General features: G+C 58.7%; 21 protein-coding genes. 9 read left to right on the forward strand and 12 right to left on the reverse strand.

The features are described 5' to 3' along the window. The first annotated feature begins 27 nt into the window (after positions 1-27). Positions 28-3,177, forward strand: a complete 3,150-nt coding sequence (locus ACID345_RS23340) for a glycoside hydrolase family 2 TIM barrel-domain containing protein (protein WP_011525281.1) — start codon at positions 28-30, stop codon at positions 3,175-3,177. A gap of 85 nt (positions 3,178-3,262) precedes the next feature. Here ACID345_RS23340 and ACID345_RS23345 read toward each other — a convergent pair whose 3' ends face one another. The 6 genes from ACID345_RS23345 to ACID345_RS23370 all read right to left on the reverse strand — a co-directional run bounded on the left by ACID345_RS23345 (position 3,263) and on the right by ACID345_RS23370 (position 8,521). Further along, entirely contained in the window at positions 3,263-3,700 is a 438-nt protein-coding gene (locus ACID345_RS23345) for an NIPSNAP family protein (protein WP_011525282.1), read from the reverse strand. A gap of 88 nt (positions 3,701-3,788) precedes the next feature. Then, positions 3,789-4,703, reverse strand: coding sequence for a DMT family transporter (locus tag ACID345_RS23350; RefSeq protein ID WP_011525283.1), 915 nt, complete (start codon positions 4,701-4,703; stop codon positions 3,789-3,791). Positions 4,704-4,766: 63 nt separating this feature from the next. Then, entirely contained in the window at positions 4,767-5,681 is a 915-nt protein-coding gene (gene lipA / locus ACID345_RS23355) for a lipoyl synthase (RefSeq protein ID WP_011525284.1), read from the reverse strand. A 43-nt stretch (positions 5,682-5,724) separates the two neighbouring features. Then, entirely contained in the window at positions 5,725-6,207 is a 483-nt protein-coding gene (locus ACID345_RS23360) for an ankyrin repeat domain-containing protein (protein ID WP_011525285.1), read from the reverse strand. Between the two features lie 113 nt (positions 6,208-6,320). Then, complete coding sequence (locus ACID345_RS23365) at positions 6,321-6,908, reverse strand: TPR end-of-group domain-containing protein (protein ID WP_011525286.1); 588 nt, start codon at positions 6,906-6,908, stop codon at positions 6,321-6,323. A 41-nt stretch (positions 6,909-6,949) separates the two neighbouring features. Then, the gene (locus ACID345_RS23370) at positions 6,950-8,521 is read right to left on the reverse strand and encodes an FAD-dependent thymidylate synthase (RefSeq protein WP_148210240.1); all 1,572 of its coding nucleotides are present in this window, start codon (positions 8,519-8,521) and stop codon (positions 6,950-6,952) included. An 88-nt stretch (positions 8,522-8,609) separates the two neighbouring features. On the opposite strand from ACID345_RS23370, the gene ACID345_RS23375 reads away from it, so the two are divergent. Then, a complete protein-coding gene (locus ACID345_RS23375; RefSeq protein WP_228370700.1) occupies positions 8,610-9,401 on the forward strand; it encodes a YqjF family protein in 792 nt (263 codons plus the stop codon). Positions 9,402-9,830: 429 nt separating this feature from the next. On the opposite strand, the gene ACID345_RS23380 is transcribed toward ACID345_RS23375, so the two are convergent. Continuing rightward, entirely contained in the window at positions 9,831-10,214 is a 384-nt protein-coding gene (locus ACID345_RS23380) for a c-type cytochrome (protein WP_011525289.1), read from the reverse strand. Between the two features lie 44 nt (positions 10,215-10,258). Here ACID345_RS23380 and ACID345_RS23385 point away from each other — a divergent pair, with 44 nt between their 5' ends. Together ACID345_RS23385 and ACID345_RS23390 are read left to right on the forward strand one after the other, a co-directional pair. Next, on the forward strand, positions 10,259-10,681 hold the full coding sequence (locus tag ACID345_RS23385) for a DUF488 domain-containing protein (RefSeq protein WP_011525290.1): 423 nt from the start codon (positions 10,259-10,261) through the stop codon (positions 10,679-10,681). After that, on the forward strand, positions 10,662-11,123 hold the full coding sequence (locus ACID345_RS23390; RefSeq protein WP_011525291.1) for a hypothetical protein: 462 nt from the start codon (positions 10,662-10,664) through the stop codon (positions 11,121-11,123). Before ACID345_RS23385 ends, ACID345_RS23390 begins: the two co-directional genes overlap by 20 nt. On the opposite strand, the gene dacB is transcribed toward ACID345_RS23390, so the two are convergent. After that, positions 11,124-12,680 (reverse strand): D-alanyl-D-alanine carboxypeptidase/D-alanyl-D-alanine endopeptidase, encoded by a 1,557-nt coding sequence (gene dacB / locus ACID345_RS23395; protein ID WP_011525292.1) that lies wholly within the window; start codon positions 12,678-12,680, stop codon positions 11,124-11,126. Positions 12,681-12,800: 120 nt separating this feature from the next. Between dacB and folP the strand changes: the two genes are divergently transcribed. Beyond that, complete coding sequence (gene folP / locus ACID345_RS23400) at positions 12,801-13,718, forward strand: dihydropteroate synthase (protein ID WP_228370701.1); 918 nt, start codon at positions 12,801-12,803, stop codon at positions 13,716-13,718. Positions 13,719-13,803: 85 nt separating this feature from the next. Further along, positions 13,804-15,228, forward strand: coding sequence for a deoxyribodipyrimidine photo-lyase (locus tag ACID345_RS23405; RefSeq protein WP_049762025.1), 1,425 nt, complete (start codon positions 13,804-13,806; stop codon positions 15,226-15,228). A 226-nt stretch (positions 15,229-15,454) separates the two neighbouring features. Here ACID345_RS23405 and ACID345_RS23410 read toward each other — a convergent pair whose 3' ends face one another. The 4 genes from ACID345_RS23410 to ACID345_RS23425 form a co-directional block, all read right to left on the reverse strand. Continuing rightward, positions 15,455-16,594: a homoserine O-acetyltransferase MetX gene (locus ACID345_RS23410; RefSeq protein WP_011525295.1), complete on the reverse strand. Its 1,140-nt coding sequence runs from the start codon at positions 16,592-16,594 to the stop codon at positions 15,455-15,457. After that, the gene (locus tag ACID345_RS23415; RefSeq protein WP_011525296.1) at positions 16,591-17,934 is read right to left on the reverse strand and encodes a homocysteine synthase; all 1,344 of its coding nucleotides are present in this window, start codon (positions 17,932-17,934) and stop codon (positions 16,591-16,593) included. Before ACID345_RS23415 ends, ACID345_RS23410 begins: the two co-directional genes overlap by 4 nt. Before the next feature lie 317 nt (positions 17,935-18,251). Further along, positions 18,252-19,541 carry an amidohydrolase family protein gene (locus ACID345_RS23420; protein ID WP_011525297.1) on the reverse strand — a complete coding sequence of 430 codons (1,290 nt, stop codon included), beginning with the start codon at positions 19,539-19,541 and terminating at the stop codon, positions 18,252-18,254. Then, the gene (locus ACID345_RS23425; RefSeq protein WP_011525298.1) at positions 19,542-20,867 is read right to left on the reverse strand and encodes an amidohydrolase; all 1,326 of its coding nucleotides are present in this window, start codon (positions 20,865-20,867) and stop codon (positions 19,542-19,544) included. 103 nt (positions 20,868-20,970) lie between these two features. On the opposite strand from ACID345_RS23425, the gene dtd reads away from it, so the two are divergent. The 3 genes from dtd to ACID345_RS23440 are packed head-to-tail and all read left to right on the forward strand — an operon-like array spanning position 20,971 to position 22,971. Then, complete coding sequence (gene dtd, locus ACID345_RS23430) at positions 20,971-21,420, forward strand: D-aminoacyl-tRNA deacylase (protein WP_041856035.1); 450 nt, start codon at positions 20,971-20,973, stop codon at positions 21,418-21,420. After that, positions 21,421-22,359 carry a WD40 repeat domain-containing protein gene (locus tag ACID345_RS23435; RefSeq protein WP_011525300.1) on the forward strand — a complete coding sequence of 313 codons (939 nt, stop codon included), beginning with the start codon at positions 21,421-21,423 and terminating at the stop codon, positions 22,357-22,359. Positions 22,360-22,374: 15 nt separating this feature from the next. After that, entirely contained in the window at positions 22,375-22,971 is a 597-nt protein-coding gene (locus ACID345_RS23440) for a class I SAM-dependent methyltransferase (protein WP_011525301.1), read from the forward strand. Positions 22,972-23,211 lie beyond the last annotated feature (240 nt).

The raw sequence follows: 23,211 nt of genomic DNA on the forward strand, positions 1-23,211 counted from the left end.
AACTTCAGCCCGTGAGGCCCGCTTTTCATGAGACGACTCGCTGCCTTCTTCTTCCTTTTCGCGCTTTTGGGTGTGCTCGGTTTCGCGCAAACCCCCGACTGGGAGAACCCTCGCGTTTTCGGCATCAATAGAGAAGCGCCGCGCGCGACCTTCACCCCATTTCCAGACGAGGCCTCGGCGCTTAAGCGTCGCGAGCAACCGTCTGTCTTCATGCAATCGCTGAACGGGATGTGGAAGTTCCACTGGGTAAAAAGCCCTGAAGAGCGGCCTCAGGATTTCTATCAGCCGAACTACGACGTGAGTGCATGGAAAGAGATTCGCGTGCCCGCGAACTGGGAGATGGAAGGCTACGGCACTCCGATCTATACCAACATCATTTATCCCTTTGAGCGCGATGCCCCGCGTGTGACGACCGCGCCCGCCGATCACTCCTGGACCGCATACCTGCAACGCGATCCCGTCGGATCGTACCGCCGCGACTTCACGCTTCCGGATTCATGGAATGGCCGCGAAACGTTTCTCGTCTTCGACGGCGTCAACTCCGCCTACTACCTGTGGATCAACGGCCAGAAGGTCGGCTACAGCCAGGACACCCGGATGATGGCGGAATTCAATATCACCAAGTACCTGAAGCCGGGCACCAACACCATCGCCGTCGAAGTCTATCGCTGGTGCGACGGCAGCTACATCGAGGACCAGGACTTCTGGCGGATGAGCGGCATCTACCGCAACGTGACGCTGGTCTCGCGCGCGCCGCTGCACATCCGCGACTTCCAGGTGCAAACGCCATTCGACGCGCAGTATCGCGACGCGATCTTGAAGGTCAGAGTCGATGTTCGCAATCTTGGCGCAAGCAACTCGGCTGCAACGCTTGAAGCGCAATTACTCGACGACAATAGTAAGCCGGTCTTTGCAATCCTTGCGAAGCGCGTGCAGCTGGAGCAGAACAAAGAAACTTCCATCACGCTCGAGCAGCTCGTGAAGGCACCGAAGCAATGGTCCGCCGAAATTCCAAACCTTTACCAGCTTCTGCTCACGCTCAAAGACGCAGATGGCAAGACACTCGAAGTGATCCCGTGGAAGATCGGTTTCCGCCAGTCCGAAATCAAAGGCGACCAGATTCTCTTCAACGGCAAGAAGCTGATGATCAAAGGCGTGAACCGCCACGAGTTCGATCCCGACCTCGGACAGGTGGTCACCCGCGAGCGCATGATCCAGGACATCCGGATTATGAAGCAGAACAACATCAACGCTGTCCGCACCTCGCATTACCCCAACGTTCCAGAGTGGTACGAGCTCGCCGACGAATATGGCCTCTATATCCTCGATGAAGCCAACGTCGAATCGCACGGCTACGACAGCGAAGCCCAGCAGCGTATCTCCACGGGCGAAGACTACACCGACGCCATTGTCGACCGCATCCATCGCACTATTGAGCGCGACAAGAACCATCCCTCAATCATCGGCTTCTCACTCGGTAACGAAGCCGGTTGGGGCCGCAATATGGCCGCCGAGCGCGATTGGGCGAAAGCGCACCACCCCGAGTTCTTCATCATCTACCAGCCGCACGACAGCGTTCACGGCGACGCCCTCTCGCCGATGTACGTGAAGCCCCAGGAAATTGTGGGCTACTACAAAGAGCACGGCCAAGGTCGCCCATTCTTCGAGATTGAGTACGCGCACGCCATGGGCAACGGCACCGGAAACTTCCAGCAGTATTGGGACGTCTTCGATTCCGAACGCTGGGCCCACGGCGGCTTCATCTGGGATTGGGTCGACCAGGGCATCCGCCGCAAGAACGCGCAAGGCCGCGAAATCTGGGCGTACGGTGGCGACTTCGGCGACAAGCCCAACGACGACAACTTCGTCACCAACGGCCTCGTGCTCCCTGATCGAACTCCGCACCCAGGTCTCACCGAAGTAAAGCACTCGTACGCCAACATCAAGGTCGAGGCAGTTGATCTCGCCGCCGGCGAGTTCCGCATTCGCAACAAATACAACTTTCGCGATTTGAGTTTTGTCCGCGGAACCTGGGTACTGGAAGAGAACGGGAACGCGATCAAGGCTGGCGAGATACCCGCAAGCAGTGTTGCTCCGCTCGCTACTCAGGAGGTCACAATCGATCTCAGCCGCCCAGCGATTCGCCCCACCGCTGACTATCTCGTGACGATTCGATATGAATTGAGAGAATCTACACCATGGGCGCCGAAGGGACATGTGATCGCGTGGGATCAGTTTGCGCTTGAGAGTGGAAGAGAACTCTCATCCGCGGTGCGCCGGGAGCGCGCGCCGACGCTCAAGATCGAAGACATGGAGCACCAGTTCGCCGTCTACAATGATCGCTTCTCGATCACCATCGGCAAAGAGAGCGGGTCCATCGAGTCCTTCACGCTCGACGGCAAGAACTTGATCACCGCGCCTCTCTCGCCGAACTTCTGGCGCGCGCCCACTGACAACGACCGCGGCAACGGGATGCCGCAGAGGCAGGCGATCTGGCGGCTTGCCGGCCAGAACCGTGAAGTGCAGAGCGTGAAGGCGGAACAGCCGCAGCCGAATCTCGTAAGAATCGCAACCGAGATGAAGCTACCCGCCGGAAACTCCACACAGAAATACACGTACACCATCCACGGCGATGGCACCGTGGAAATAGCCAGCACCCTCCACGCCGATCCCTCGCTCCCCGACCTTCCCCGCGTCGGCATGCAAATGCGCGTCCTAGGCTCTCTGCGCAACGTCGAGTGGTTCGGCCGCGGACCCGACGAAAACTACTGGGACCGCAACCTAGCCTCCAACGTCGGCCTCTACAAGAACACCATGGACAAAATGTGGTTCCCCTACATCGAGCCGCAGGAAACCGGCAACCGCACCGACGTTCGCTGGGTGACCTTCACCGATGACCAAGGCTTCGGTTTCAAAGCCACTGGCGAGCCACTCCTCAACTTCAGCGCCTGGCCTTTCCGCATGTCGGAGATCGAGCACGAAAAGTCTCCGGTCAACATCGGACGCAAGCACGCCGGCGACATCGAAATGTCCGACGACATCACCGTCAACCTCGACTACAAACAAATGGGCGTAGCCGGCGACGACAGTTGGGGTGCACCAGTCCACAAAGAATTCACGCTGCCTGCGAGCGACTACACGTATCGCTTCCGATTGGAGCCGGTCGGAGTCAAATAGGGCGCATTCACCGCCGAGGCGCAGAGACACAGAGGATTTTATTTCTCAAACCTCTGTGCCTCCTGGCCTCTGCGGTGAATACGATTTAAGACTTCGCGACGAGGGGTAGTTCAAACGTACCTTCCACCACCTCAAGAAACGTCCGCTCTTCACGCAGGATGCACCGCTTGCTCTGTGCAAACGCGAAATTGGCTTTCGCTTCCGCATCCGTCCGCAGTCGCGCGCGATAGGCTTCATAACTCGCGAGCGAGTCGAACGCAATCAGCCCCCACGCGATGTCGTTCGTACCTTCCAGCGGGAGGAAATATCCAATCAGCCGCCCACCGCAACGCGGAATAATCTTGCGCCATGTCTCCGCATAGGTCTGGAAGACTTCGCGCTGAAACGGATCAATCTGATAACGAATAAAGCAGGCAATCTGCATTTGCTTACCCTTCCCAATTGGCTTGGCGCTCGTGAAAGAAGCGAGGGCCGGCACCGCCGAAATTGCCGTCAGGATTTTTAGAAGTTCGCGCCGGTCCATACGCTCTCGAGTGTCGTGACCAGATGAGTATTCGCGCTTCGGCACGAAGACATTTCGTCGGCGATCAAATCATGGATGTGAGGGGTATCTAGGAAGTCTTGCTGAAGTGAATCGCAGCTCCGACCACCATGGCCCCGCCGAGCAGTGCGGGCCATCCAAGATGCTCATGCAGAACCGTGACGCCGAGTAATGCTCCCACCAGCGGCTCCATGTTCAGAAACACCCCAGCGCGCGACGCTGGAACCTTCGCCAATCCCCAGTTCCAAAGCAGGTAGGCGCCAGAGGTCGCGATAAACCCTTGGGCGGCAACCCCGATCCACGTACTCGTACTGAAATCGAAGCGCATCGGATGCGTCAGGACCGCCCAGGGAATCAGCATCAGGGTCCCGAGCACGATCATCATCGAGGTCACGTGCAGCGAATCGTGTCGTCCAATCAGCTTCTTCGTGATCATCACCATCACCACCGCGGCCAGCAGCGAGAGCACAACGAGGACATCTCCTACGACGCTTGCTTGCGGACTGCCAACCCCATTCCCGTGTGAGAGCGCAATCAGCACGGCCCCGAAAGTCGCGATTGCAAGCGAGAACCATTCCTGCCAGTGCAAACGTTCGCCGAGAAATATCACCGAACTCATCGCCAGCATGATCGGCAAGGTCCCGATCATCAACGACGCATGCGAGACGGTCGTGAGCTGCAACCCCTTGAACTGGATCAGGAACTGGATTGGCACACCGACGAAACTCGCGATCAGCAGGCTCACCCAATCGCGCCGCGTATAGGGCTGCCACCGCAGAAAAATGATCGGCAATAAACCCAGCGATCCGAAAATGAATCGCCACGCGACATTCTCGGTCACGCTCATTTGCTCGAGCGCGATCTTCCCGAAGAGGAAGCCCGTCCCCCAGCAGCACCCCGACAGCACCAGCGCAGTAATCGCGAGCGCCCCCGCAGAGCCACGGGTGGGAGCAGTGTTGACGGACGTCTGCGTGCTCAGGTTCACAATGCTCCCATCATGCAGACGTCGAGCTTACTTAAGGTGAGTGAAGTTCGTATAAATCAGGCGTTAGATGGTGACAAGCGGCTGCTTGGTCGAATTCGCCTGTTCATGCGCGTGATAGCTGCTGCGCACCAGCGGTCCCGACTCCACGTGGCGGAAGCCCATCTTCATTGCTTCTTCTTTCATGAAGAGGAATTCTTCCGGCGTGTAATAGCGCGTCATCGGCGCATGGTCTTTGGACGGCCGCAGATATTGTCCGATGGTCAGGATGTCCACGTTCTGCCGCGCGAGATCACGATAGACATGCAAAAGCTCTTCCGTCGTTTCACCGAGGCCGACCATCACGCCAGTCTTGGTCACCTGAGCGGGATTGATCTCTTTCGCCCGGCGCAGCAAGTTCAACGTGCGCTCGTAGCGGGCACCGGAGCGCACCGCGCGATAGAGCCGCGGCACCGTTTCGGTGTTGTGGTTCAAAATTTCGGGCTTGGCAGCGAGAACAATGCGCAAAGATTCATCGTTGCCCTGGAAATCGGGGATCAGCACTTCCACGCGACAGCCCGGCTTTTGCTCGCGGATCTGTTCTATCGTCTGCGCAAAGACTTGCGCTGCGCCAACGTTGTCATCGTCGCGATTCACGCTCGTGACAACCGCAAAGTTCAATCCCAGCGTTGCAACCGCTTCGGCTACACGGCGAGGTTCGTCGAAATCAATTGGCTCCGGACGCCCCTTCGGCACTGCGCAGAATCCGCAGCGTCGCGTACACAGGTTGCCGAGCAACATGAAGGTTGCGGTCTTATGGTTCCAGCACTCGCCAATGTTCGGGCATTGCGCCGACTCGCACACCGTGTGCAGGTTCATGCCGCGCGCCAGCTTCTTCAGGTCGTGGTAGTTTTCGCCCATGGGGGCCTTGGCGCGCAGCCACGAGGGCTTGGGCGCCGGCTTCCTGGGTTCTAGATCGATCTGGATGAGTTCGGGAGCCATGGGCAACTGTCTATTGTACGATGCCCCAGCCTCCCCGCGCGATTCAGCGCTTCACGGTCCGCAGGAGTTCGGCAATGTCGCTATAGCCGGATTGCACCGCCAGGGTGAGCGCCGTGTCGCCCCGCTGATCGAGTTTCTTCGCCTCCGCACCATGTTCCACCAGCAAACGCACTGCATCGAGACGCCCACGAGCCGCGGCAATCATCAACGCTGTCTCGCCCTGGTTATTCTTGAAGTTCGGATCGGCGCCATTCGCCAGCAGCAGATGCATCAGCTCAAGACTGTCCGAGTTCCTCGCCGGCCCGCACTCGCAAGCGGCGAACATCAGGGCGGTATTGCCGTTGTCGTCGGTGGCGTTCACATCCGGCCACGAGTTCAGCAGCAGGCGGATTCGCGGAACATCCCCTGCGAGCGCGGCATCGCGCAAGCGCTCCTCAAGCGTGGGTGCGGGCGTCGCAGACGCACCGACCACGAAAAGCATAAGAAGCAATGTCGCAAAGATTCGCCGGACGATGTCCATCGCCATGCCAGACCAGAATTAGCTCGTAAGCTGAGCAAATTGTGTGTCCGATTCAAGGCGGGTGCAAGCAGAATGCTGTCGCTCGGTGGAAAGCGGGATTGCGAAGTGAGTGATTCGCCTTAGATTACAAGGTTTCGCGCCACTTCCTGGAACCGCGGATCGTTCCGCCAACGTTTGAATGAGCTGTCTTTGTTCACGTCGGGGAACTGAAAACTGCCGCGTAGCTCCCATGCGCGTTTCAAATGGCTGATCGCCTTATCAAGATCGCCCGCCTCCGAGTACGCGCATGCAAGGTTGTACTCATAGCCGCCATAATCAGGATCGTTTTGAATTCCCTCTTGCAGCACTGCGATCGACTTCCCGTATTCCTTGCGCGTGCCGTACAGAATTCCGAGGCGCGTGTAGAGATCGCGCCGGTCCGCCATCTTCAACTGATGGTCTTTGCCATCCAGTTCGCGGGCCTTTTCAAGGCTCTCGATCGCCTGCGCATTCTTGGGAAAGAGCGCATACACGTGGCCTAACTCCAGGTACGCGAGTGCCCAGTTCGGCGAATCCTCGACCGCTTCTTTCAGAGCCTTCTCGGCGGCCACGGGGTTGTGGCGATCAAGAGCAACCATCGCCTTGTCGTAGTTTTTCTTCGACTTTTCTGTTTGTGCGAATGCAGCACCTGCGAGGAGAACGATGACGAGAGCGCGTTTCAGGAGCATGCGTTCCTCCGCGGTAAATTGAGCCGTAATTCGTCTCAGCACTACCGCTTCAGCAAATCCACCGGCTCATGCACATCGGTCACGCGGAAATACGATCGAAGCGACGGATGCTTGCTCGCGACTTCGTCATACATCTGCCAGGCCACATTGCGATACGAATAATGTCCTTGCGGCGTGGTGCGTATCTCCGAGATGTACACCACTTCGGCGAAATCCATCTTGAAGAGCGTACGCTTGCGATAGGCGAGCGGCAGTACGTACTGTGCTTTCTCATTGGCTTCGGCGATCGGTGAACCCGCGATCTTTGTGTAAGCATCAGCCGCGCGCTGCATCGTCTGTTGGTAGCGCTCATCGACCTCGGCGTCTGCCATTTCTTCCGGCATCGCGAAACCGTGGGCCGCCGTGTAGGGCTGGTGGACCTGCACGCAGCGGCGGTGCCGATGCATGTCGCGATAGCCGCCGACATCCATCAGGATGTCGAAGCGGAACTGCTGTCCGGCGTTGAATGCCCGGGAAAGCTCATCGTGCTTGCCGCGGTTCTGCACCCCGAGGTCGATAATCTCCTGGCGCTCGTCCGCCGTGAGCGACTCCACTGCTCTCCTCAATTGCCGATACGAATATTGGCTGCCTTGATAAAGGAGCGTGGTCGCCAACTCGATTTCCAGCGGGTCGGGCTCAAGCAGATCCACTTCCTTCGCCGGCTCAATCGCGGCACCCTTCATCAACTCGCTTGCAGCTTGCTGCAACAGTTTGCGGGTTTCGATTTCGTAGGCGTTGGCTTCAGCATACTTTACCAGTGTTGGTGAAACGCGCACCTCGCGTAGCAATTGTTCTTCGGCCCTCGCCGCTAAATCCGCGTCTTTCTCGCGGATCTCCGCAATCAATTCGCGCATGGCCGCGTGGTTCACGTTGTGCGAAGGCTCCCGCGCTGCGTCCTTGAGCTTTTGTGCCAGGTCGCGAACTTCTTTATGCGTGTGCGAAAGCAACCGCGAAACCTGCGTCTCCAGCGTGCGTGCGTTCACGATCTGGCCGAGCGAGGTGTTCGTTGCCAGCGGCAAAATGTATCGCGACAGATCAAACGCTCGTGCCCGCAACGTTCGTTCATAGGCGTCCTGCTTCATGTCGTCGGGCTTGGGGGTCTGCCCTTCAAGGTAACGGAACATGCCTTCCGAGAAATTCTCGTACTCGGCGAACAGGAAATTCACGGTGTCGCGATAGAGCGTCTCCGCCCCGGCATCTCCTGAAAAGTCAGGCGTGAAATACCCGCTCTTGCGGAAGTTCTGGTATCGAGTCGAACGTTCCTGACCGTCCCACCGGCTCTCGTCCACCACAATCGTTGCCGCCAGCAACGACAGACTCTCGATTGCCATCGCGATGTGGGCCAGGTCGGCGATTGACCGGTGCCCATACTGGAAATAGAACGTATTGAGGAACTTCTCCGCCTTCTGAGCGTTCAGCTCTGTCAACGACTCCTTCATCGAGAGCGCGGAGCGCGAATACTTCGCCATGGCGTAGGCCAGCACCTCAGGGTCGGCCCCGTGGATCGCGTACACCTGGGTTCCGGCTTGCTCTTCAGGCTTGGTTTGCTCAGCTTTTTCGGAAGACGTGCTCATAGGCGAGACCGCAGACGACATGTTCGCGATGATATCCAATCGCCGTCCACGATGCGACCTAAGTTTCAGCCCTCGCGGTGGAAAACTGGTGTACGCTCATTCACGTATGACCGACGTCGAGACCCGCTGGCTCGGTGCCGATTCCATCCTCTTCGCCACGGCCCACCGTCCATGGCCGCTGCCTTCCGCCCCGTGGGTCATGACCCAAATGTGGAAGGACCTGCTCTTCCTGCACTACCCAATCGACCCTGAGTTGCTGCGACCTCTGGTTCCCGAGGTACTGACGCTCGATACCTACCAGTACCAGGCCTGGGTGTCGGTGGTGCCGTTCGTCATTACGCGCTTGCGGCCCCCGGGCGTACCGGCGGTTCCCTGGCTCTCGTCGTTCCCCGAGTTGAACGTTCGAACCTACGTCACTTACAACGGCAAGCCGGGCGTCTACTTTTTCTCGCTCGACGCCGGCAATCTCTCGGCCGTCTGGGGTGCACGCGTCTTCTACCGACTCCCGTACTGGCACGCCGACATGAAAATCGGCGGCAAGGGTTCGCTCTTGATCGACTATCGCTCAAAACGAATTCACGGTCCGAGGCCGGCGGAGTTCATTGCGAGCTACGGACCAACGGGGCCGATCCGGATTGCCAAGCCCGGGTCGCTCGACTCGTTCCTCACCGACCGCTACTGTCTGTACGCCTGGAACCGCAGCAAACTCTATCGCTGTGAAATCCATCACCTGCCATGGCCGCTCCAGGAAGCGAAGGCGCTGGTGAACACCAATTCCATGGCGTCCGTTGCCGGCATTCCGATCGAGGAAGACGAGGCGCTGTGCCAGTTCAGCCGCAAACTCAAGGTCCTGGTGTGGGCACCGGAACGATTGAGGTAGCCCGCCCTCCCGCTCTGTCATGGTGAGCGGAGAATCCGGATACCAATCCGGATTCGGAGTCGAAACACCTCGATCACCCACCGCCTGCTTGCATTCGCAACAACCCAGCGTCCGGTGATCCACCTCACGTTGATCGCAGTCATCCGTCACAGCCACTTGCCCAGCACCCCCGTATTCTGCGCAGGTGGGGCATTTCCAGCAGCAGATCTAGTTCTTTGATAATTCGGAATACTCCGAAGTTGGAGCGACATGGGCAGTGCGTCGGGGTGTCGCACCTAACTCCAATGTTTTGAAGATTTTGCCTATAACTTATTTGTCTTGAATATTTTGCAGGGATTTGGTCGCTAAAATCTTGAAAACAAAGAATCGCATCGGGGTAGGGGTTGATTTCCCAGTAAACAATCGAAGGGGCTCGGAGAAGATTTTGGTCTAAAGCGTGTGCATGTAAGCAAGCACGTCTTGCAGTTGCTGCTGGCTCAGGACTGCGCTGAAACCGGGCATCTTCGGCTTGCCATACATAATCACATCGCTCACCCGCTCCTCACTCGCCTTCATTCCGCTGGGAAGGAACGGTTTTTTAAAGACGCCAACCATCGTGGGGCCGTTGAGGTCCTTCTTGCGATAAGGTTCGTGGCAGCCGGCGCAGCGAAGGTCGTAGATTTCCCGGCCGCGGATTTGCTGCGGATTCAGGCCGAGTTCGGCGTTGGAACGCAGGCGTTCCGGCTTGTCGCAGGCAGCAAAGGCGAACATCAGCGCCATCGTAAGAACGACGACGCCGAATAAAAATTTCTCGCCGGCGCGAGGGCTGTTCATTTCGAAATGAATCTCCGGAGTTAGAATACAACGCCAACGACGCCATGAACGTTCAGCTCAAACGCGCCTACGACGAACCTTCCGCCAGCGACGGCAAGCGGTTCCTGGTCGACCGCCTGTGGCCGCGCGGAAAGGCCAAAGAAGCTTTGCATATCGAAGCCTGGCTGAAAGACCTCGCGCCTTCAGACGAGCTTAGGAAGTGGTTTCATGAGCGCCCGGCACAATGGCTCCTGTTTCGGCGACGGTACCTGGCGGAACTCTCGGCGCCTGCAGCCGAAGCCGCCCTTGAGCAGCTCTATTCGGCGCTCGCGCCGGGAAGGCGTGTGACGCTTGTCTATTCCTCGAAGAACGAGGCACACAATAACGCCGTCGTCCTCAAGGAGTTGATCGAGGGGGCCCGTAAGCCTCCCACCGGCACTGGCCCGGTCCGCGAAGCCGGGCGCCAGCGTGCCCGCGCACAGAGATAACGTTCACTCCAAGATTGCGGCTTGGCAAAATTTGTGGTGGAATGGCGGCCACTCGGTCATGGCCAATTCAGCCAACATCTCGCAGGAGCTGTTCCAGGAATTCCTCGAACATATGGCTGGCGTGAACGAACTCGCGCCCGAGAAAAAACGGCAGCTGCTCACATCGTGTGCCGAGGTGAAGTTTCGCCTTCGCGGTGGCAGCCGGTGTCCGATGTGCAAGACCCATGTCCGTCACGTGATGCCGATCTATGCGGTTCACCTCGACGGCACGGAGCGCAGTTATCCCTGCTTGTGCACGCGCTGCTTTGAAGGCGAAAAGGGACTTTCGTCGAAGATGGTAGTACGGCTCGGGGCAACTTCTCTCGTCTACGATCGAGGCACGCGCGAGCGGTTCGATGTCAGCGTGCTAACTAACGTGCAGCGAGCTGCGGCGGAAGCGTAACTACTTCTTCCCGCTATCCACGACCGCCTGCACAATCGCGTCGATCGTCTCAATGGCATGCTTGTTGGTGAGGTTGTGGTTGTTCGACAGGATCGAGAACACCACGTGCTCGCCCTTCTCGGTAGTTAAATAGCCCGACAACGAATTCACATGGTCGAGAGAACCGGTCTTGGCGTGTACGCGGCTTTGCGCGGTCGACTTGGTAAAGCGTTCCACGAGCGAACCGTCCACACCTGCGACGGGCAGCGTATCCTCGAAGGTCGCGCCCCATGGTTGCTTGTGCGCGTAGGTCAGGAGCTTCACGAACGCGTGCGGCGTGGCGAGGTCCTGCCGTGAAAGACCGCTTCCGTCGTAGAGCGTGTATTCCTCGGGACGAATATCGGCGGAGGCGAGGAAGGCCCGCTCAACTTCGAGGCCGCCTTCGATCGTGCCGGCAGTTCCCTTCTCCTTGCCGAGCAAACGCAGCAGTAATTCGGCGTGAAGGTTCTGGCTGACCTTGTTGATGACTTTGAGATCGGCGGAGAGCGGCTGCGAATCGTACTGTCCGAGCACCAGAGGCAGGCGTGAAACCGGAGCGGGCGCGCGATCGGCGCCGCCTCCGGCTGAGGCCGTCGCGGTGATGCTGAACGTGGAGAGCGATGCCAACTCGGTGTGCTTGGTCTTCGGGCGTCCGTATACGGTGACGCCGCGCTTGTCGAGGAGTTCGCGGAAGAGCTTCGCGGTGAAGTCGGCAGGGTCTTCGATGGCAAGCGCTTCGTTAGCGCCCTGGTCATCGACCGGAATGTTCCCCCACAACGTGAGCTGGTTCGAACCCGGCTCACGGTTGATGTAGATCTTGCGCGGGCCGGTTCCCTGTGGAGTGGTCATAACGCGGTTGTCCACGCGGTAGTACGCCGGAAACGGAGTGATGTCCACAAAGGCGCGTTCGCCGACGCGATCGGCGGGCTGAATGCTGACGAAGATCACGTTGTCATTGACGGTCAGCGCTGATACCGGCGCTCCCCACTCCCAGACAAGGTCATCCTGCGCCCACCCTTCACCGTAGCGCTCGAAGGCGTAGTAGGAGTCGTCGGCAACGATGTCGCCATCTACGTAGCGAACGCCCTTTTGGACGAGCTGGTCGGCGAGGTTCTCGAGCGCAGCAATCGGCGGTTGCTTACGTTCGGTGCGCAGGTTGTAGGGCAGAGTACGACCGGAGAGGTTCGGATCGCCGCGACCCACAATGACGAGGTCAGAATCGAGGCGGCCACGCTTGTCGACTGTGCCTGAGGTCTCGACCGTGGTATGGAAGCGGAAGTCGGGACCGAGCAGCGCGAACGCTGTCGAGGTGGTGAAGAGCTTGGTGTTGGATGCGGGCGTAAAGAGCTTGTCGCTGTTGCGCGAATAGAGCGTTTTGCCGTTGTCGAGCGAGACGATCTCGATGCCCCAGAATGCGCGTGAGACGTCGGGCGCGGAGAGGACTCTGTCGATCTTCGACGAGAGTTTGTCGGCCGCAGGCGCGTACAGCGCGATGAGAACGAGGAAGAAGAGAGCCGGAATGGTCCGCGAGCGGGACATACTGCTGCTCTGGATTTTACAGCGGAAATAGCTGAGCCGATAGAGGTTCTTCGACTGCGAATCTGGAACGTCTCCCGGATTCGCCGCTCTGAATGACCGGGGGCATAGAATCGGAGGCCTATGAGACCGATGTATCAGTGGAATGTCGGCAGCCGCATTGTCGAGTTGGGTAAACGCACGCTCGTTATGGCCGTGCTCAACGTGACGCCCGATTCGTTCAGCGATGGCGGGCAGTTCCCGTCGGCGGAAGCGGCGGTCGAGGCCGGGCTGCAGATGATCGCGGACGGCGCGGACATTCTGGACATTGGTGGAGAGTCGACGCGGCCGGGAGTGAAGGTGGGATCGGACGCCGTGGTCTCAGCCGAGGAGGAACTACGTCGAGTGCTTCCGGTGGTTGAGGGTCTGAAGAAAGCGCGACCGGAGATATTGATCAGCGCCGATACGTATAAAGCCGAGGTGGCACGGCGCACGGTGACCGCTGGGGCGGAGATCGTCAACGACGTGAGCGGGATGAGTTGGGATCCGCAGATGATAGGAACCGTTGCGGAATTGGCTTGCGGCGTGGTGGTGATGCATTCACGAGGTACGCCAGAGGACTGGCGAGATTTGCCGGCGGAGCCGCGGATCGTGCAGGTCGTGCAGCAGGGCTTACATGAAGCGACACAGAAGGCCATTGCAGCCGGAGTGCACCACGAAAGGATTATCGTGGATCCGGGCTTCGGATTTGGGAAGCGGCTGGAGAACAACTATCCGCTGCTGGCGAAGTTGGAGGACCTCCACAGCATTGGGTTCCCGCTGATGGTGGGAGTCTCTCGCAAGAGTTTCCTGGCGAAGACGGCGGGGGCGAAGCTCGCCAGCGAGTTGAAGCCGCTGGAGAGATTGCATCCGTCGATTGCGGCGGCGGTGATTGCCGCGATGAAGGGCGCGCATATCGTGCGGGTGCATGATGTGCGACCGACGGTTGAGGCGATGGCGATCGTGGATGCGGTGATGCTGAGCAGCGAGGACATGAATCCGTGGTTTGAAGCCTATTCGTAGGAAATAACAGCGCCAACATTTGAACGAAACGAAAGCGCTGCGAAATTCCGCTGGCGCTCAGGTGTGCTTGCATCACAATGTTTGAATGCCAGCACTGGATGAGTTGCGATCGAATGCGCGTGTGACGGTGCGGCGGGCCGGCGAACCCGCGCCGAAGGGGCGCTGCGTTGTGTACTGGATGCAGCGCGCGCAGCGGGCATTCGATAATCCGGCGCTCGATGTAGCCGTGCAGGCGGCAAACGCGCTGAAGCTGCCGTGCGTGATCTTCTTCGCGCCGGTGCCGTTTTATCCGCATGCGAATTTGCGGCATTACGCGTTCCTGCAACAAGGTATTCCTGACATTGCGGAGATGGCGGAGGAACGCGACATTGGGTTCGTGCTGCGGCGGTTCCCGGAACATTCGCTGATCAAGTTTTGTGACGAAGTCAAAGCGGCGCTCGTGATCGGCGATGAGAACCCCATGCGTGAGCTGCGAGAATGGCGCGAGATTGCCGCGAAGAAGCTCAGGGTGCCGCTGTGGACGGTGGATGCCGATGTGATTGTGCCTTCGAAGCTGCTGGGGAAAGAACAGTATGCGGCGCGGATTATTCGCCCGCGGCTGAAGGCGCATTTCAAAGAGTTGCTTGTGCCGTGTGAAAACCCAAGAGCGCACGTGAAATGGCATGCGGCGCGCGGATTGCAGCAGTTGGACTGGCGCGGAACCGAGGACATCACCGAAGGATGGGAGATCGACCGCTCGGTGAAGCCGGTGGATTCGTTTCATGGAGGAACGCGGGAAGCGCTGCGGCTGCTGGATGAATTCGTGAAGCATGGGTTGACGCGTTATCCCGAACGGCACAATCAGGCGGATGAAAACGGAACGGCGCGGCTGTCGCCGTATCTGCATTTCGGGCATATTGGGCCGCATACCGTCGCGCTGGCGGTGGAGAAGTCAAAGGTTCCGCGGGAGGCGAAGGACGACTTTCTCGACCAGGTAATTACGTGGCGGGAGTTGGCAATCAATATGGTGCACTTCAATCCGTTGTACGACACGCTTGAGTGCGGAGAGAACTGGGCGCACAAGACGCTCGGTGAACATGCGAAAGATCCGCGGCCGATCCAATACACGCCCAAGCAACTCGAAGCGGCCGAGACGTACGACGATCTCTGGAATGCCGCGCAGTTGCAGATGGTGCATGCGGGCTGGATGCACAACTACATGCGGATGTACTGGGCGAAGAAGATCCTGGAGTGGAGCAAATCGCCGCAGGTGGCTTACAACACCGCTGTGTATTTGAACGACAAGTACTTTCTGGATGGGCGCGATCCGAATGGGTATGCGGGGATTGCGTGGGCTATCGTCGGAAAGTTTGATCGTCCGTGGTTTCCGCGGCCGATCTTTGGGACGATCCGCTACATGGCGCGCAGTGGAGCGGAAAAGAAGTTCGACGCCGAGAAGTACATTGCGCAGATGTATGCGTTGGCGGGGAGAGAGCGCGGGAAGGATAAGGAAGCGCCGATGCTTTTTTGAAGGTTCATCGCGAGGATAGGGGTCCTTCGACTGCGCAGCGCTTCGCGCTGCTTCGCTAAGGATGACCGGGTGGCTATAGCATCCCAGACCGACAGCAGATCCTTCGTCGCTGCGCTCCTCTGGATGACAAGAGAGGCCGATGTGGGTACCGAGAATCGTTTTGGCTCACGCTGAACGAACTTCCCCACCCTACGCTGCGCGTAGAATGGGGCACCCAAGTCAAAAACTAAACCGGGCGGGCGTGGGCGTCGCTTAGGACTTCGAGGAGTTTCTCCGGTTCGGCTAAGAATGCGTCGTGGCCGTGGGCGGAGATGATTTCGCGATAATCGCAGCTGGCTCCGGCAGCGATCATTTCTTGCGCGAGTTTGCGAACGTCTTCCGGTGGGAAGAGCCAGTCGGACGAAATCCCTACCAGCGTGATCTTCGCCTTGATGCGACTGTACGCGGCTTTGGCACTGCGGTATTTGCGGACGGGGTCGAACGTGTCCATGGTGCGCGTGATCGAAACGTACGAGTTCGCATCGAAGCGCTGGACGAATTTCTCGCCCTGGTGATCGAGATAGCCGCCGACATCGAAGCGTGCCTCATGGTGCGTGTACGGATCTTCGCCGTTGCGGTTGAGCTTGCGGCCATAGCGCTCGTCGAACAACTCCGCGGATTTGTAGGAGAGCATGGCGATCTGGCGCGCGATGGAGATGCCTTGGCTTGGCGAATTCTCGTGCGAGTAGGAGCCGGCATTCCACTTGGGATCGAGGCGGATAACCTGGCGCTGGATATGGTTAAGCGCGAGGCCGAGGGCGCCCAGCGGCGCGGTGCCGATGGCAATCGCCTGCTCGACGCGATCGGGATAATCCATGGCCCAGTGCAGGGCCTGCATGCCGCCGATCGAACCGCCGATGGCAAGCTTCAACTTCTTGATGCCGAGATGATCGAGGAGCTTCGCCTGGGCGCGCACGATGTCGCTGATGGTGACGAGCGGAAAATCTGCACCATAGGGCTGTCCGGTTTCGGCGTTGATGGAATTCGGGCCGGTAGAGCCGTAGCAGGAGCCGAGGATGTTGGTGCCGATCACGCAGAATTTATCGAGGTCGAGCAATCCGCCTTCGGCGAAGAGTTCGGGCCACCAGTCGTCAACCTTGGCGGATCCGGAGAGAGCGTGGCAGACGAGAACGACATTGTCGGCCTTCGCGTTGGGCTCGCCGTATTGCGCATAGCGAATGGTGACGGGCCGAAGGGAGCCACCGTTATCCAGGGGGAAGCCTTCATCGGCGAAGGTGAACGCGCCCTGGATAAGGTGAAGATTGCGTTGAGAGCGCGGGGCCGGAATCGGTTCACCCGCGCTCACGGTACATGTGCCTGTGCTCATCGTGCACTTCCTGCTGGTTGGAGTTGGTTGGAGACACCGGTTGCAACCTCAAGAGCCTGGTCGAGGTCGGCGATGATGTCGCGGACGTCCTCGATGCCGACGCTGAGACGAACGAGCTCGGGTGTGACACCGGTATCTTTCTGTTCTGCTTCGGATAACTGTTGGTGGGTTGTTGACGACGGATGGATGACGAGGGACTTCGAGTCTCCGATGTTAGCGACGAGGCTAAACAACTTCAGCGAGTTGATCAGCTTCTTGCCGGCCTCGAATCCGCCCTTGATGCCAAAGGTGAGCAGCGCGCCCTGGCCATCAGGCAGATACTTCTGCGCGCGGGCGTAGTACTTGCTCGACTTCAGTCCGGGATAGTTCACCCACTCGATCGCCGGATGCTCCTCGAGATGCTTCGCAACTTTGAGCGCATTCTCGGAGTGTCGCTGCAAACGAAGGTGCAGTGTTTCCGTGCCTTGCAGCAGCAGGAACGAATTGAACGGCGAGAGCGCCGCGCCGGTATCACGCAAGCCTTGCACGCGCGCCTTGAGGATGAACGCCAACGGACCGAAAGCGTCCCAGAAGCTGAGACCGTGATACGACGGGTCGGGGTTTACGAAATCCGGGAAGCGGCCGCTGGCCTTCCAGTCGAACTTGCCAGCATCCACGATGATGCCGCCGATGGTGGTGCCGTGGCCGCCGATGAATTTCGTCGCCGAGTTGATCACGATGTCGGCGCCCCACTCGATCGGACGCAGCAGCGCGGGTGAAGCCGACGTGTTGTCGATGATGAACGGAAGGCCGTTCTCGTGTGCGATCTTTGCAATCGTTTCGATGTCGGTCACGTCGAGCTTGGGATTGCCAAGCGTTTCCGCAAAGACCGCTTTCGTCTTCGGCGTGATGGCCTTGCGCAGGCCGTCGAAGTCGTCGGCATCCACGAACTTCACATTGATGCCGAGCTTCGGGAACGTGTAGTGGAAGAGGTTGTAGGTTCCACCGTAAAGCGACGTGGTTGAGACGATCTCATCGCCAGCATTGGCGAGGGTGATAATCGTCAGCGTCTCGGCGGCCTGGCCTGAGGCCGTCGCAAGACCGGCGGCGCCGCCTTCTAGTGCGGCAATGCGCTTCTCGAAGACGTCGGTGGTGGGGTTCATGATGCGGGTGTAGATGTTGCCGAATTCCTGGAGGGCGAAGAGGCGGGCGGCGTGGTCGGCGTCGTCGAAGAGGTACGAGGTGGTCTGGTAGATGGGGACGGCGCGCGACTTGGTAGCGGGATCGCGTTCCTGGCCGCCATGGACCGCCAGCGTAGCTAAATGCGGTTTCGGTGCTTCTTTTCCGTTATTGCTCGACATTGGGTGCTCCTGTCGTCTAGAGAAATTTTTGGCCAACGCTGCAAAAGCAAAAACCCACGATCCGGGGGACCGTGGGTTTAGGAACTTAGACTTCAGAACTGGCTGTTAGTCCGTCGCTCCTTGAACCCGCGGCCGGGCACACATGTGCATACACATGGCCATGGTGCTGAGCGGGCTGAAGCTGACGGACAACATAGTCAAACAGTATGCAGAAACCGCAGATGGTTGTCAAAACCGGAGTTGAAGGTTCACTAAAATTTTACTCGATGAAAACGGGAATCCCCACCCTCCCTGTGGGAAGGGTGGGGCACCCAGAGTTATTTGGTTCCGCCGCCGTATTGGTCGCGGAGGATGGTTTGTTTGGTGACCATGGGGACGTCGATACCGCCGATGAAGACGCGTTTTACTTCCGTTTTCACGTCGAGCGGGTCGCCATTCGCGATGACCACGTTGGCTTGCTTGCCGACGTCGAGCGAGCCGAGTTTGTCGGCTACGCCCCACACTTCGGCAGGATAAAGAGTGATCGCCTTCAGCGCTTCGTCATACGGTAGACCAAAGGCAACGGCGTATCCGGCGGCATAGGGCAGGTTGCGCGACTGATGTGCGTCGTACGAGGCGAACAGCACCTTCACGCCACGCTTCTGCAGTTCGGCGGGTAGCTTGTAAACGGAGTCGTAGCGCTCGTCTTCTTTGGGCATGTCGTAGATGGGGCCGACGATGACCGGGACCTTCAATGCGGCGATCTGGTCGAGCACTTGCTGCGCGTGGCTCAGGTGGTTCAATACGATCTTCAGCTTGAACTCCTGTGCGAGCGCGATGGCAGCGTCGAATTCGCTGGCCGTGTTGGCCTCGAGCACTACTGGCTTCTCGCCTTTCAAGTACGGCACGAGCGCTTCCAGTTTGAGGTCGCGCTTGATGTGCTCGCGCTTGTCGGCCGCCTTGGCGTTGTTCTCATCACCCTTGCGAACATATTCCTGCGCATCAATGAATGTCTGGCGGAGTTGCGCAGCCATGCCCATGCGAGTTTGCGGGAACTTCGCTTTGCTAAAGGATTCGTTGCGGCGTTGCGCACCGGTAAAGTTCAGCGGCATCGCGACGTCGCGGCCCAGGATCATGGCATTCGAGTTGGCGCCGTAGAGCTGGATGAACGAATCCTGACCGGGCAGCGTGTCCTTATCGTCTGGCGCAACAATGGCATTGGTGATGCCGTTGTAGCGCGTGACCGGGATCAGCGTGCTCTCCGCGTGGAAACCGTCGTAGACATGCATATGCGGCATGATCTCGTCGCTGGCTTCCACAAGGTCGTTGGTCATCTCGTCGGCTTGCACTTCGGTGAGACCGAGGTGGGTTTCCGAATCGATCAAGCCCGGGTAAACTGTGAGGCCCTTACCGTCCATGACCTCGGCGCCCGCGGGAACCTTTACTTCAGCCGCTGCGCCGACTGCGGTGATCTTCCCGCCGGAGAGAACAATGGTGCCGTTCTCAATGGTGCCGTGCGACACGGTGAGAAGTTTCGCACCTTTGACCACGACGGTCTTCGGAGCAGGCGCGGATTGAGCCAGCGTGAAAGCTGACAAGAGAAGCGTGGTACAGATCAGCTTTTTCATTTACTGGCCCTCCTCAGGATCGCTCTTGTAGTTCGGCATACCGTAGCCTGGCGTCGAGCGGTCGAAGAACAACTGACCGTCGATCCAGACCTTGTCGGCGAGTGCGTAGCTGGAGAGCGGGTAGCTGTTCCAGAGAACCAAGTCGGCATCTTTGCCGACGTCGATGGAGCCGGTCTTGTCGTCCACGCCGATGATCCACGCCGGATTGATGGTGATCATCTTGATGGCTTCGTCTTCGGTTGCGCCGCCGTAACGCATGGTCTTTGCGGCTTCCTGATTTAAGCGACGAATGTAATCGTCAGAGTCACTCTTGATCGCCACACGAACGCCGTGACGCATGGCCATGGTGGCGTTCCAGGGAATTGCATCGAAGGCTTCGTACTTGTAGCCCCACCAGTCGCTGAAAGTAGCGATAGCGGCGCCGGACTTGGCGATCTCGTCAGGAACCTTGTAGGCCTCTAGGGCGTGATGGAAGGCACGAATCTTATAACCGAACTCGTTTGCCAGCGCGATTTCGGTGAGGAATTCGTCAGCGCGGTAAATGTGGATCTGAACCAGGAGCTTGCCGCGGAGAACGTCGGCGAGGGCTTCGAGCTTCAGGTCGCGATGCGGCATCTTGGCGTCCTTGTCGCCCTTTTGCGCTTTTGCGTTGTATTCGTCCCACTCGCGGCGGTACTCCTGCGCCTGGATAAAGGCTTCGCGCATGACTTCGAAGTTGCCCATGCGCGTGGAAGGCAGTTGACCTTTGCTACCGAAGACGCGCTTGGGATTTTCGCCGCTGGCGAACTTAATGGATTGCGGCGCACCAGGGAAGAGCATCTGGTCGCGCGAGAGACCGAACTTGGTCTTGATCACGACGGCCTGACCACCGATCATGTCGGCCGACCCGTGGAGGAGCAGGGCGGAGGTGACGCCGCCGGCGAGGGCGCGATAGATCTCCTTGTCGGTGTAGACGAAGGCGTCCTTCATCATCATGTGCGGGACGACGGGGCTGGTGGCTTCGTTGACATCGTCGTCAAGCGCCATGTGCGAGTGTGGGTCGATGATGCCGGGGGTAACGAAAGCGCCGTTGACGTCGACGGCTTGTACGCCAGCGGGCGCAGAAACATCGGTACCAACAGCGGCAATCTTGCCGTTTTTTACGTAAATGGAGCCGTGCTCAATGCGGCCGTGCGAGGCCGTGAGGATGGTGGCGTTCTTGATGACGAATTCGCTGGACTGACTTGCCGGCCCGGCGCTCTGTGCAGAGAGCGTGGCAGCAAGCATCACCAGCGCAAAGACTAGAAGTAGGGTGCGGGACCATGCGGCCCTCGCGGCTAATGACATGCGGTGCTCCTTTATATGTTGCTGACCAGGGAAAGTACTAAACGAGCTACTTACAGATGCCGCCAATTGTAAGCACATTGTCGCAACTGGTAAAACGTTGGGGATGAGAACAGTGGTGCAGCGCGTTAGCAGGGCGAGCGTGACGGTAGAAGGCCGGATTTCCGGGGCGATTGAGCGTGGCCTGTTAGTGTTGCTCGGCGTGGGGCAGGACGACGCCGAATCAGAAGCGGAGTACCTCGCCGAAAAGATCGCTGGACTGCGCATCTTCGAAGATGAAAACGAAAAGATGAATCTGTCGGTGGTGGACGTGGGTGGCGCCGTGCTGGCGGTATCGCAGTTCACGCTCTACGGCGATGTGCGTAAGGGGAAGCGGCCGAGCTTCGATGCAGCAGCGCGGCCAGAACGGGCGAAGGAACTGTACGAGTACTTCGTCGCGCAGATCCGTGCGAAGGGCCTACGCTGTGAGACCGGCGTCTTCCAGGCAATGATGCATGTAGAACTGGTGAATGATGGGCCTGTGACGATCTTGCTGGATTCGAAGAAGGAGTTCTGAGTGCGGCGTCTGCCGCTGATGATCGCGGTGCTGGTGACGGCGCTTTGCGCACTGGCCGGAATTCTTTACCTGCGAAGTCGCCCGCGCGGGGTTGAGATCGTCTGCATGGCGGTGGATGGGCATGAGATCGGGCTCGGCCTCAAAGATGGCACGGCTGTTGAGATTTCTCTTCAAGATGGGTCGTTCCGTGAGGAGCGGCGAATAGCGCATTGCAGCGGCGACGGGATGAATGCCCTGAGTTACACGTCTGCGCATGAACTGGTGTGCAGCGGCGAAAAGCTGCGGACAGTGAGCCGCGGCGGAGCATTGCGTGACCTTCCCATTCCAAGTTCCCTGAGCGGAGGAGCGTTCGGCTCGGCGGCTGAATTTCGTGGAGGCCTGGCAGTTATAACGGCGACTGAGAACATACTGATGATTGATGCGTCCGGAGGAATCGAGAAGCAGATCGGCGCGCATACAGCCCTCTATGGAGACGTGAAGGCGAGTCGGGATGGCAAGTTCTTGGCGGCCAGTGGGCACACGCCTCATGTCTGGAGTCTGGACCTACTTGAGGAACGTGAGTTCGCTCACAGCGACTACACTTACGGTCCGGTGGCCTTCAGCGACAGCCGCCTCTATATGGGTAATCAGGATGGCTGTGTATATGAATGGAGTGTCGGCGACTGGAAGGCGTGGCCGCGCATTTGCATGGAGTCAGGCACGATTTCACAAGTCTCTTTGAGTCCCGACGGAACAGAACTCGCCATGGCTGGACGTGAGGTGGTACTGCTGTCCACCGACACCGCGAAATTGGGTGGACGAATTCCGCGTGATGCCCGTGGCGGGCTAGGATTTCTCGACAATTCGAAAGTCCTGACCAGCACAGGTTCGAGAGTGGAGATGTGGGAGTGCGCCGCAGGAGTGTGTACGCCTAAAGCGGCGATCAATGTTCGCCCATAAGAATTGAGTGAGTGCATGACCAGTCCAGACAAATCAAACGGCTATGAGCAGATTGCGGCGCGGTACATAGCAGGTCGTGGCACGGATCCCGATGAAACCGGTGCGGTGGAAGTTGCGGAGTGGGGACGAACACTGCCTTCTGGAGCGACGGTACTCGATCTTGCCTGCGGGACCGGCGTGCCGATTTCGTTGGCGCTGATGAATTGCGGTTTAAACGTATATGGGGTGGATGCGTCGCCGAGCATGGTGGCGGCATTTCGCGAGAGGTTCCCTGGCGTTCCGGTGCAGTGCTCGGCGGTGGAAGAGTCGGACTTCTTTGGCAAGAAGTTTGACGGCGTGGTCGCGTGGGGATTGATGTTTTTGCTGGAGCCAGAAACGCAGTATCGGCTCATCGCGAAGGTGGGCGCCCACCTGGTGAGTGGTGGGAAGTTTGTGTTCACGGCACCCTGGCAAACCTGCATGTGGAAAGATTTGATGACGCAAAGGATCTCGATTTCGCTTGGCCAGGAAGCGTACATCGACGCGATCGAAAATGCGGGGATGCGGGTGGTAGGACACAACACGGATGGCGGGCAGAATTATTACTATCTTTGCGAAAAGGATAGGGGCTGAAGCCCGAAACCGTGGCCCGATTTTCGGCACAACTCAAGTCGTGCCCTGATACAAGTCTTCGAATCAACACTTCTCCCGAAATAGTTTCGCAGCGTGTGCGGTTTGACACACTGGGCGCGAGCTCCCTGTAGTTCCAAAGCCTTACAGGGCACGAATTTGCGCGGCTCACCGAGGCAGCGGCTCGGCATCACCTTGCGTTGCTTTACAGCGTTAGGGGAGGCCATTACACTGAGCGTTTGA

It is taken from the genome of Candidatus Koribacter versatilis Ellin345, assembly GCF_000014005.1.
GTDB classification, from domain to species: domain Bacteria; phylum Acidobacteriota; class Terriglobia; order Terriglobales; family Acidobacteriaceae; genus Korobacter; species Korobacter versatilis_A.

Bases quoted from the DNA above. Each gene is read 5' to 3' on its own strand.
- ACID345_RS23365 (WP_011525286.1), bottom strand. From the start codon at position 6,908: ATGCTCCTGAAACGCGCTCTCGTCATCGTTCTCCTCGCAGGTGCTGCA.
- ACID345_RS23405 (WP_049762025.1), top strand. From the start codon at position 13,804: ATGCCAGCACTGGATGAGTTGCGATCGAATGCGCGTGTGACGGTGCGG.
- ACID345_RS23360 (WP_011525285.1), bottom strand. From the start codon at position 6,207: ATGGCGATGGACATCGTCCGGCGAATCTTTGCGACATTGCTTCTTATG.
- dtd (WP_041856035.1), top strand. From the start codon at position 20,971: ATGAGAACAGTGGTGCAGCGCGTTAGCAGGGCGAGCGTGACGGTAGAA.
- ACID345_RS23385 (WP_011525290.1), top strand. From the start codon at position 10,259: ATGAACGTTCAGCTCAAACGCGCCTACGACGAACCTTCCGCCAGCGAC.
- ACID345_RS23340 (WP_011525281.1), top strand. From the start codon at position 28: ATGAGACGACTCGCTGCCTTCTTCTTCCTTTTCGCGCTTTTGGGTGTG.
- ACID345_RS23440 (WP_011525301.1), top strand. From the start codon at position 22,375: ATGACCAGTCCAGACAAATCAAACGGCTATGAGCAGATTGCGGCGCGG.
- ACID345_RS23345 (WP_011525282.1), bottom strand. From the start codon at position 3,700: ATGGACCGGCGCGAACTTCTAAAAATCCTGACGGCAATTTCGGCGGTG.
- folP (WP_228370701.1), top strand. From the start codon at position 12,801: ATGAGACCGATGTATCAGTGGAATGTCGGCAGCCGCATTGTCGAGTTG.
- ACID345_RS23380 (WP_011525289.1), bottom strand. From the start codon at position 10,214: ATGAACAGCCCTCGCGCCGGCGAGAAATTTTTATTCGGCGTCGTCGTT.
- ACID345_RS23420 (WP_011525297.1), bottom strand. From the start codon at position 19,541: ATGAAAAAGCTGATCTGTACCACGCTTCTCTTGTCAGCTTTCACGCTG.
- ACID345_RS23410 (WP_011525295.1), bottom strand. From the start codon at position 16,594: ATGAGCACAGGCACATGTACCGTGAGCGCGGGTGAACCGATTCCGGCC.
- dacB (WP_011525292.1), bottom strand. From the start codon at position 12,680: ATGTCCCGCTCGCGGACCATTCCGGCTCTCTTCTTCCTCGTTCTCATC.
- ACID345_RS23425 (WP_011525298.1), bottom strand. From the start codon at position 20,867: ATGTCATTAGCCGCGAGGGCCGCATGGTCCCGCACCCTACTTCTAGTC.
- ACID345_RS23370 (WP_148210240.1), bottom strand. From the start codon at position 8,521: ATGAGCACGTCTTCCGAAAAAGCTGAGCAAACCAAGCCTGAAGAGCAA.
- ACID345_RS23415 (WP_011525296.1), bottom strand. From the start codon at position 17,934: ATGTCGAGCAATAACGGAAAAGAAGCACCGAAACCGCATTTAGCTACG.
- lipA (WP_011525284.1), bottom strand. From the start codon at position 5,681: ATGGCTCCCGAACTCATCCAGATCGATCTAGAACCCAGGAAGCCGGCG.